The following is a 9,464-nucleotide window of genomic DNA, read 5'->3' as shown; positions in this document are numbered from 1 at the left end:
GCGAGCGGGTGTCGAGTGCTCTTGCCGTCGGCCCGACCACGCCGCTGGTGCTGCGCGGCAATGCGCCGACCGTCGGCTGGGCGCCGGTGGCGCTGCCGCAAGCCGATGACGACACCGCAATGCGTCTGGTCGAGCTCTATCGTCACCGCGATCCCGCGCTGGCGGCTGTGCTGTCGCAGGGCCTTGCGCTGGAAAAGGCCGCGAGCGGCGACGACATGAAGCCGAAGCCGGGCAACGCGGTCGCGCAGATGCGGCAGGTCGCGCGCGGCGCCGCAAAACTGATGGCGTCCGACGACGGCCCGCGCATCGCGGCGCTCGCGTTCGATGGCTGGGACACGCACGCCAATGAAGGCGGCCCTGTCGGTCGCCTCGCATTCCTGCTCGGCGGGCTCGACGGTGCGCTCGCCGAGTTCGAAAGCGGCTTAGGGGAACGCTGGCGCGACACCGTCGTCGTGGTCGCCACCGAATTCGGCCGCACCGCGCGCATCAACGGCACAGACGGCACCGATCACGGCACGGGAACGATCGCGCTGCTCGCCGGCGGCGCGGTGAAGGGCGGCCGCGTCATCGCCGACTGGCCCGGCCTCAAGCCCGCCAACCTTTTCGAGGCCCGCGACCTCAAGCCCACCACCGATCTGCGCTCCGTGATCAAGGGCGTGCTGCAGGGCCAGTTCGGCCTGTCGGATCGCGTGCTGGCCGAGACGGTGTTTCCAGATAGCGCAAGCGCACGTCCGATGAAGGGGTTGGTTGCTTAACCTACGATTCCGGGGCCCGCACCTTGCGGCGCGTCCCGGAATGACGACATGATCGGCCGAACGTCAGGAGACCATCACCCATGTACATCGCCATGAACCGCTTCCGCGTCGCCAAGGGCTCCGAGGCTGCTTTCGAACAGGTCTGGCTTTCGCGCGATACTCATTTGGACAAGGTGCCGGGCTTCGTCGAGTTTCATCTGCTGCGTGGCCCCGAGCTCGAGGATCACACGCTGTACGCCTCGCACACGGTGTGGGCGAACCATGCGGCGTTCGAGGCCTGGACCAAATCGGATGCCTTTCGTGCCGCGCACGCGCGGGCCGGCGACACCAAGCCGACCTATCTCGGCCATCCCCAGTTCGAGGGCTTCGAGGTGATGCAGACGGTGGGGCGCGGCGCCAAGTAGCGCGCGCCGCCGCAAAGATCAGCCCAGCGTGATCTTGTCGATCTCCGCCATCTCCTCCGCACCGAGTTTCCACGCAATCGCCTTCACGTTCTCCTCGACCTGCGCGACGCGGGTGGCGCCGGCAATCACGCTCGACACTTGCGGGCGCGCGGCGAGCCAGGAGAAGGCGAGCTCGAGCATGCTGTGCCCGCGCGCTTTCGCAAATGCCGTGAGCTTCTCGACGATGTCCTCGTTGCGCGGCGTGACATAGCGGTCGCGTAATGCCGGTACCTTGCCGAAGCGCGTATCGGTCGGGGCGGCCGCGCCGCGCTGGTACTTGCCGGTGAGCAGCCCGCTTGCGAGCGGGAAGAACGGCAGCAGGCCGAGCTTGTACTCTTGTGCCGCCGGCAGCAGATCCTTTTCGATGTCGCGCACCAGCAGGCTGTATTCGTCCTGGCAAGAGACGAAGCGGCTGACATTCATCGCGCGCGCGGTGAACTCGGCCCCCGCTAGGCGCCAGGCCGGAAAATTGGAATTGCCGATGTAGCGCACCTTGCCTTGACGGACGAGATCGTCGAGCGCGCGCAGCGTCTCCTCCATCGGAGTCAGCGGGTCGTAATCGTGCTGCTGATAGAGATCGATGTAGTCGGTCTTGAGCCGCGTCAGGCTCGCCTCGACTGCGTTCATGATGTAGCGGCGCGAAGCGCCCTGCTTGGTTCCGTCGGCCGCCATCGGCTTGGAGAATTTGGTGGCGAGCACGATCTCCTTGCGGCGGTCGCCGAGCACGGTGCCGAGCACCGTTTCCGAACCGCCCATGCCGGCATAGATGTCGGCGGTGTCGAACAGCGTGATGCCGAGATCGAGCGCGCCGTGGATCACCTTGCGCGAGGTCTCCAGGTCCGTGCGCTGGCCGAAATTGTTGCAGCCAAGCCCGACCGCAGACACGCGCAGGCCGGAGGCGCCGAGATTGCGAATTTCCATGGGAGATCCCCGTCGGAGATGGGCAGGGGCGCATTGTGACCGCGGTGCCCCGCCGCAGCAAGCCGTGCGCCGCGTTGCTGCCATGCTGACAAGGCTGCCGACAAGGACTGCCGACAAAAAAATGCGGCCCCTGTCAGACGCGGCGACTGACGGGGACCGCTTTGGGGCGCTTGATCGGTGACGGGGGGCTGACCAGACGCAGCTGCAGCCTAGTCCCGCTATGTTACGCGCAGGTGACAGACAGAGTTATCCACAGGCGGCGCGATCGCGAGGATCAGAAGATCTTGCGATAGACGATGAACCCGGAACGCTCGGCGACCTTGTCGTACAGGCGCTGCGCCGTCACGTTGGTCTCGTGCGTCTGCCAGTACACGCGCGGCGATCCCATGAGCTTTGCGCGCTCGTAGACGCCGTGGATCAGCGCCGAGCCGACGCCCTTGCCGCGCGCGGCCTCGGTCGTGAACAGGTCCTGCAGATAGCAGGACGGCTCGATCGCGGTGGTGCTGCGGTGAAACAGGTAATTCGTCATCCCGAGCAGGCGGCCGTCACTCTCGGCGACCAATCCGTGCACCGGCTCATAGGCATCGAAAAAGCGCTGCCATGTCACGCGCGTGATTTCGGGCGAGAGCGCGGTCGGACCGGAGCGGCCGTAGAAGGCGTTGTAGCCGTCCCACAGCGGCAGCCATTGATCGTAGTCCTGCCTGGTGACGGGGCGAATGGTGAGCGACATATGAAATTCCCGCGATCGATGAGGCGTCCTTCATACGTGATGATGGACGTGCTGATCAATCGCGCATCACTCCGCGACGCGCAGATACCGGATCAGCTTGCGGCCCGCGGGATCGCGCAGCGAGCGGTAGTAGTCGGCGCGGGACGGCGCATCGGTGTGGCGCACGAGGTCGGTCACCGGCGTGTAGCTCAGCATGCGGCCGCCGTCGGGCAGCGCGGCACAGACGAAGCGCAACACCTCGCCATTGCGCAAGGCGATGTTGATCGGCGTGGCATCGCCGATCCGGACCATCTCCATGCGCTGAGCGATGAAGGTGCCGAGTTCGTCCTCGGGCAATTCGAACGCGCCGGTGTCGCGGCCGTGATACATCAGCGCGACGAACGGCGGCTTGCCGTCGGCGATGTCGTCCGGCACCGCAAAATAATCGCGGAACGCGCGGTTGATGAATTCGGCGCGCGTCTCGGCATCGAGCAGCACGATGCCGATATCGACCTGGTCGAGCGCGGCCGACAGCCGCGCGGCGATGGCGTGACTCCGACGCTCGGCGGCAAACGTGCCGAGCAGCCGCTGGCGCATCAGGCCGGTGATGCCTGCGGTGCCCGCGGCCGTCGCGGCCAGGAGGCCGAGCTGGATCATATCCGCCGTGGTAAGGCCTGCAACGCCGTGCCGGCTGAGGAGCAGCAGTGCCGCGCCGATGACGGCGATGGCTGCGCTGGCGACGGCGGAAGCGGGACCCGAGAGCGCGCCGGCGAGCGCCACGATGCAGACGAGCAGCGGCGCGGGCCAGGGAGTGGGGACGAAGCGATCGAAAAACACCGTCAGCAGCAAAGTCGCTGCCGTCAGCGCCGGACCGGAGATCGCACGCCATCCCAACCGCATGGGGCTGTCTCGCTCCTTCCTGAACGAGGTAAGGCGGCAACACTGACCGTACATTGCGCCATTGCGATGCGGTTTCGCGCGGTGTGCTTAAGGTGCGCTTTGGGTCTCGCGCAAAGCTTTCGGATGATTTTAGACCAAGTGCGCGTGCTTGAGACGTTGTTGCAGCGCGGGCGCATTCAGCTTCGACGTCCCCTGGCCCTTGCGCGTGCCGACGAAGATCAACAGCGATGCCGCGACCAGGATGGCCGCGGTCAGGGTGATTGCAACGATGACCACAGGTGATTTCATCGACGTCCTGTCGCGATGCCGGTCGGCGCGGGCCATGCGGCGCCTTGAAGGCGGGTCCAGGATGAAGCGGGAATCAGACCGGCAGGCCCATCGCCATGGTCGCCTTGGTCGACAGCACCGTCAGGGTGACGATCAGGCACAACGAGAGCGCGGCGACGGCGAGCGAGGCCGCGACCGCGTTGGTCAGCCGGGAAGACGAAACGGTAGCGGGTGGGCCCTGAAAGCCTGCCGTGCCGGACGCCCGAATCATGGTCTAAATCCTTCAACGCGCGAGCGAATCACCCGCGACATCGAACAATTTCACTGTTGCAATCGGCAATATTGCGGCGGCCAATCGAGCGAAAATGGCGAGATTGCGGCAATGGTGACCTTTATGCCCGCTATTTGCCAGAGCTCGCCCCTCAGGCACCAGCGGCGATGCTGGCGGGGTCCTCGATGTCGGCCGGCCGCCAGTCCATTGCGACGTAGCCAGGCGCCGCTTCCACGCGCTTCAGCCAGTCCCGGATCGCCGGGAAGGTCGAGAGGTCGAAGTCGCAGCGGTCGGCGAGGTGGGTATAGCCGTACAGCGCGATGTCGGCGACCGTGAGCTGGCGGGCGGCGAAATAGGCGTTGGTCCTGAGATGATTCTCCATCACCTGGAGCGCGCCATAGCCGCGCTCCATCCAGTCCTCCAGCGAATGAGTCTGGAGGTCGCGGCCGCCCCTCACCAGCGACAGCCAGAAATAGGCCGCGCCGATGTTCGGCTCCAGCGCGTGCTGCTCGAAGAACATCCATTGCAGCGCGTCGGCGCGATCGATGCGGTTCTCCGGCGCGAGCGGCGTGCCGACGGCGACGTACCAGAGAATGGCGTTGGACTCGGCGAGATAGCGATCGTCGCCGACCTCGAGCAGCGGCACCTGGCCGGATGGGTTCTTGGCCAGGAAGTCCGGGGTGCGGCTCTCGCCGCGCAGAATGTCCACCTCGACCGCTTCGTACGGCAAGTTCAGCAGCGCCAGCGCAAGGCGGACCTTGTAGCTGTTGCCCGAGCGCTGCATCGAATAGAGCTTGTACATTCTGGGGATGATTCCGGACGACGGGAGGGCGCGGCGCTTGTTGCCCCGCAACGCGGCTAAACAATGATGCCGATGCGAATCCGCCGCAAGACCCGGCCAATAGAAAAACTCGAAAACCCTACCGCATTGCAATGCGGCGGAAGATCATTTCCGTGCGACCATCCAACTCAGTTCACGCTTGCGTCAACGCGCAAGTGCGTTGCTCGACGCGATCGTGTGCGAGCACCGCGGTCGCGTCTTGGGCACTGAAGCTTCCGCATCGTCATGGCCCGCAAAATTGCTCCGAGGGCACGCGTTGTCGGATATAAGGGGTTTGCGCGGCAAAGTTACGGAATATTGCGGGAAATCGCGGCTCGAAACGCCAGACACGTAAACTTTTGCGGGATCGGACCGAAGTTTCTTGCGGTGCAACGGCACTCGTTTTAGGGTGGTTCATTCCCACAATCGGAGTCGTGAAGCCAAAGGGCTCACGACGCTTGTCAGGAGATGACGATGTCCTTCCTTGCCGCTGCGCTCGACCGTGTGAAGCCGTCCGCGACCATCGCGGTCACGGATAAAGCACGTGCGCTGAAAGCGGCGGGCCGCAACGTCATCGGTCTCGGCGCCGGCGAGCCCGACTTCGACACGCCCGCGAACATCAAGCTGGCCGCGATCCACGCCATCGAAGCCGGCAAGACCAAGTACACCGCGGTCGACGGCATTCCCGAGTTGAAGGAAGCCATTATCGCCAAGTTTCAGCGCGAGAACGGCGTCGTCTACAAGGCGAACCAGATCATCGTCGGCACCGGCGGCAAGCAGGTGCTCTACAACGCGCTGATGGCAACCATCAATCCGGGCGACGAGGTGATCATCCCCGCGCCGTACTGGGTCAGCTATCCCGAGATGGTGGCGCTCGCCGGCGGCGAGCCGGTGCCGGTGGTCTGCACCGCCGCGACCGGCTTCAAGCTCCAGGCCGAGGCACTCGAGCGCGCGATCACGCCGAAGACCAAATGGGTGATCCTGTGCTCGCCGTCGAACCCGACGGGAGCTGCCTACACCAGGACCGAGCTGAAGGCGCTCACCGACGTGCTGGTCAAGCATCCGCATGTGTGGGTGATGACCGACGACATGTACGAGCACCTCGTCTATGACGACTTCCAGTTCACCACGGTCGCGCAGGTCGAGCCGAAACTCTACGACCGCACGCTCACCGTGAACGGCGTGTCGAAGGCCTATTGCATGACCGGCTGGCGCATCGGCTATGCCGGCGGTCCGGCGCAGCTCATCAAGGCGATGTCGACGATCCAGTCGCAGTCGACCTCGAACCCGTCGTCGATCGCGCAATGGGCCGCGGTTGAGGCGCTGAACGGTCCGCAGGACTTCATCCCCGCCAACAACAAGGTCTTCAAGGAGCGCCGCGATCTCGTCGTCTCCATGCTGAACCAGGCCAAGGGCATCGAGTGCCCGCGGCCCGAGGGCGCCTTCTACGTCTATCCGTCCTGCGCCGGCACCATCGGCAAGACCGCGCCGTCGGGCAAGGTGATCGACAATGACGAGACGTTCGTCACCGAACTGCTGGAGACCGAAGGCGTCGCCGTGGTGCAGGGTTCGGCCTTCGGCCTCGGCCCCGCGTTCCGCATCTCCTACGCGACCAAGACCTCGGACCTCGAAGACGCCTGCAAGCGCATCCAGCGCTTCTGCGGCAATCTGCGCTGAACTCACAGACATGAAGTGACATCAAAGGGCCCGCGCAATGCGGGCCCTTTTTCTTTCAAGTCTGCACGATCTGGCGCCACCGGAACTGTTGTGGCATAGACCATCGCGCGGCGTGTGCCGCGCCTCCATGCTCGCATCACATTCATCGCCGGAGATATTCATGCGCCGTTCACTCCTCCTCGCCGGGCTTGCCGTTGCGAGCCTCGTCGCCTCCGTTACGGGCGCCAGCGCGCAATCGCGGATGGTGCAGGTGGGCGTGCTCGAATGCCGCGGCGGCGCCAGCGTGGGCTTCATCGTGGGATCGGTGACCCATCTCGGTTGCGTGCTGCGCGTCGATGGTTTGCCGGACGACCGTTACGTTGCGACGATCCGCAAGGTCGGTCTGGATATCGGCATCACACAGGAGACGGCTTTGGCGTGGGGCGTGTTCGCGCCGGTGAACCGGCTCGGCCCGGGCGACCTCGCCGGCAACTACGCCGGTGCGCAGGGCAGCGCCTCGGTCGGTGTCGGTCTCGGCGGCAACGTGCTGGTCGGCGGCTCCAACAATTCGATCGCGCTCCAGCCGCTCAGCGTGCAGGGCCAGGTCGGCCTCAACGTCGCCGCCGGCCTCGAGAGCCTGGAACTCCGCCCGGGACGTTGAGACTCGGCGCCAGCCGAAGCGCTCCTCCTCAACCTCTCTCCGGGAGAGGAGGAAATACCGACGACGCACCGCAGCGATTTTTGATGCTTGCCAAATCTCGGGGACGGGCAGAGCATCAGCGTTTGCCGACCCAATCATGGGCCGAGCTCCACACCAAGGAGGCGGCGAATGGGACAAGACGTCAGAAGTCCCCGAGGTCCACGGTGCATCGCGCTGGTGGGCCCTTTCCAAAGCGGTAAAACCACACTTCTCGAAGCCATCCTGGCGCGAACGGGCGCAATCCCGCGCGCCGGCAGCGTCGATGCCGGAACCTCCGTCGGCGACGCCACGCCAGAGGCCCGTCATCACAAGATGACCGTCGGGCTGACTGCCGTCACCACGAGTTTCATGGGCGACAGCTACACCTTCCTCGATTGTCCCGGTTCCGTCGAATTTGCCCACGACATGCGCGCCGCGCTGCCTGCGGTCGATGCCGCAATCGTGGTCTGCGAAGCCGACGAGAAGAAGCTGCCGCAGCTTCAGATCATCCTGCGCGAGCTGGAGGAGCTGGAGATCCCGCGTTTCCTGTTCCTCAACAAGATCGACCGCGCCAACAAGCGCATCCGCGAGACGCTCGAGATGCTCCAGCCCGCCTCGCGCGTACCGCTGGTGCTGCGCCAGATCCCGATCTGGAAGGACGAACTGATCGAGGGCTTCGTCGATCTCGCGCTGGAGCGTGCGTTCATTTACCGCGAGCACAAGGCCTCCGAAGTGGTCGCGCTCCAAGGCGGCGATCTCGATCGCGAGAAGGAGGCCCGCTTTTCGATGCTGGAGAAGCTCGCCGATCACGACGATGCGCTGATGGAGCAGCTGCTCGAGGACATCCAGCCGCCGCGCGATGCCGTGTTCGACGATCTCGCCCGCGAATTGCGCGACGGGCTGATCTGCCCCGTGCTGCTGGGCGCCGCCGCACGCGAAAACGGCGTGCTGCGTTTGATGAAAGCGTTGCGCCACGAGGCGCCCGGTATCGCGGAAACGGCAAAACGTCTCGGCGTTCCCGAAACGAGGGACGCCCTCGGCTTCGTCTTCAAGACGTTGCATTCGCAGCACGGCGGCAAGCTGTCGCTGACGCGCATGCTCGCTGGCCATCTCGACGACGGTGCCACGCTGCAAGCCTCCTCCGGAGGGGCCAGCCGCATCTCCGGCATCCTCGCCGTCACCGGGGCCTACGACACCAAGCGTACCGCGGCGGAAGCCGGCGATACGGTGGCGCTCGCCAAGCTCGACCCGATCAAGACCGGCGACACGGTCTCGAGCGGCAAGATCCAGCCGGCAGCGCTAACCGCCGTAGAACCCACTCCGCCGGTGCTCGCGATCTCGGTTGCGGCCACCGACCGCAAGGACGACGTCAAGCTCGGCCAGGCGCTGATGCGGCTGCACGAGGAGGACCCCTCGCTCGTCTTCGTGATGAACGCGCAGACCCACGACACCGTGCTGTGGGGTCAGGGCGAGATGCACTTGCGCGTCGCGAGCGAGCGGCTGCGCGATCGTTTCGGCGTCAAGGTCGCTTCGCATCCCCCCGCGATCGGCTATCAGGAAACCATCCGCAAGCCGATCGTCCAGCGCGGCCGCCACAAGAAACAGTCTGGCGGGCATGGCCAGTTCGGCGATGTCGTGCTCGACATCAGGCCGCTGCCGCGCGGCGAGGGCTTCAAGTTCGCCGAGAAGGTGGTCGGCGGCGCGGTCCCGCGCAACTACATCGGCGCGGTGGAAGAGGGGGTCATCGACGGGCTCGCCCGCGGCCCGCTCGGTTTCCCGGTCACCGATTTGCAGGTGACGCTGACCGACGGCTCCTATCATAGCGTCGATTCCTCCGACCTCGCCTTCCGCACGGCGGCGCGGGTCGGGCTCACCGAGGGCCTGCCGCAATGCCAGTCGGTGCTGCTGGAGCCGATCCATGTGGTCGAGATCGTCTGCCCGACCGACGCCACCGCCAAGATCAATGCGATTCTGTCGGCACGGCGCGGCCAGATCCTCGGCTTTGACACCCGCGACGGCTGGAGCGGATGGGACTGCGTCCGC

Annotated in this window: 11 protein-coding genes; 5 read left to right on the top strand and 6 right to left on the bottom strand. The window is 65.5% G+C overall.

Annotated elements, in window-relative coordinates:
• Both IVB32_RS06970 and IVB32_RS06965 read left to right on the top strand, forming a co-directional pair.
• Positions 1–755: DUF1501 domain-containing protein (locus tag IVB32_RS06970; RefSeq protein ID WP_247410039.1), on the top strand; the 755-nt coding region annotated here is incomplete at its 5' end.
• A gap of 80 nt (positions 756–835) precedes the next feature.
• Positions 836–1,159: an antibiotic biosynthesis monooxygenase gene (locus tag IVB32_RS06965; RefSeq protein WP_007596764.1), complete on the top strand. Its 324-nt coding sequence runs from the start codon at positions 836–838 to the stop codon at positions 1,157–1,159.
• An 18-nt stretch (positions 1,160–1,177) separates the two neighbouring features.
• Here IVB32_RS06965 and IVB32_RS06960 read toward each other — a convergent pair whose 3' ends face one another.
• The 6 genes from IVB32_RS06960 to IVB32_RS06935 all read right to left on the bottom strand — a co-directional run bounded on the left by IVB32_RS06960 (position 1,178) and on the right by IVB32_RS06935 (position 5,068).
• A complete protein-coding gene (locus IVB32_RS06960; protein ID WP_247369022.1) occupies positions 1,178–2,119 on the bottom strand; it encodes an aldo/keto reductase in 942 nt (313 codons plus the stop codon).
• Positions 2,120–2,393: 274 nt separating this feature from the next.
• Positions 2,394–2,849, bottom strand: a complete 456-nt coding sequence (locus tag IVB32_RS06955; protein WP_018453542.1) for a GNAT family N-acetyltransferase — start codon at positions 2,847–2,849, stop codon at positions 2,394–2,396.
• Between the two features lie 66 nt (positions 2,850–2,915).
• A complete protein-coding gene (locus IVB32_RS06950) occupies positions 2,916–3,728 on the bottom strand; it encodes a PAS-domain containing protein (RefSeq protein WP_018453543.1) in 813 nt (270 codons plus the stop codon).
• Between the two features lie 129 nt (positions 3,729–3,857).
• Positions 3,858–4,052, bottom strand: coding sequence for a hypothetical protein (locus tag IVB32_RS06945; RefSeq protein WP_018453544.1), 195 nt, complete (start codon positions 4,050–4,052; stop codon positions 3,858–3,860).
• Positions 4,053–4,089: 37 nt separating this feature from the next.
• Positions 4,090–4,266 carry a hypothetical protein gene (locus IVB32_RS06940; protein WP_007614766.1) on the bottom strand — a complete coding sequence of 59 codons (177 nt, stop codon included), beginning with the start codon at positions 4,264–4,266 and terminating at the stop codon, positions 4,090–4,092.
• Between the two features lie 151 nt (positions 4,267–4,417).
• Positions 4,418–5,068 carry a glutathione S-transferase family protein gene (locus tag IVB32_RS06935; RefSeq protein WP_018453545.1) on the bottom strand — a complete coding sequence of 217 codons (651 nt, stop codon included), beginning with the start codon at positions 5,066–5,068 and terminating at the stop codon, positions 4,418–4,420.
• Between the two features lie 492 nt (positions 5,069–5,560).
• On the opposite strand from IVB32_RS06935, the gene IVB32_RS06930 reads away from it, so the two are divergent.
• The 3 genes from IVB32_RS06930 to IVB32_RS06920 form a co-directional block, all read left to right on the top strand.
• Positions 5,561–6,763 carry a pyridoxal phosphate-dependent aminotransferase gene (locus IVB32_RS06930; protein WP_007596745.1) on the top strand — a complete coding sequence of 401 codons (1,203 nt, stop codon included), beginning with the start codon at positions 5,561–5,563 and terminating at the stop codon, positions 6,761–6,763.
• 160 nt (positions 6,764–6,923) lie between these two features.
• Entirely contained in the window at positions 6,924–7,403 is a 480-nt protein-coding gene (locus IVB32_RS06925) for a DUF992 domain-containing protein (RefSeq protein ID WP_026232551.1), read from the top strand.
• 168 nt (positions 7,404–7,571) lie between these two features.
• A partial coding sequence (locus IVB32_RS06920) for an elongation factor G (RefSeq protein ID WP_247410037.1) occupies positions 7,572–9,464 on the top strand: 1,893 nt, incomplete at its 3' end.

It is taken from the genome of Bradyrhizobium sp. 23 (assembly GCF_023073295.1).
Classification (GTDB): Bacteria; Pseudomonadota; Alphaproteobacteria; order Rhizobiales; family Xanthobacteraceae; genus Bradyrhizobium; species Bradyrhizobium canariense_D.
Note: the sequence above shows the minus strand (reverse complement) of the source record. Positions and strands in the feature narration are given on the sequence as shown.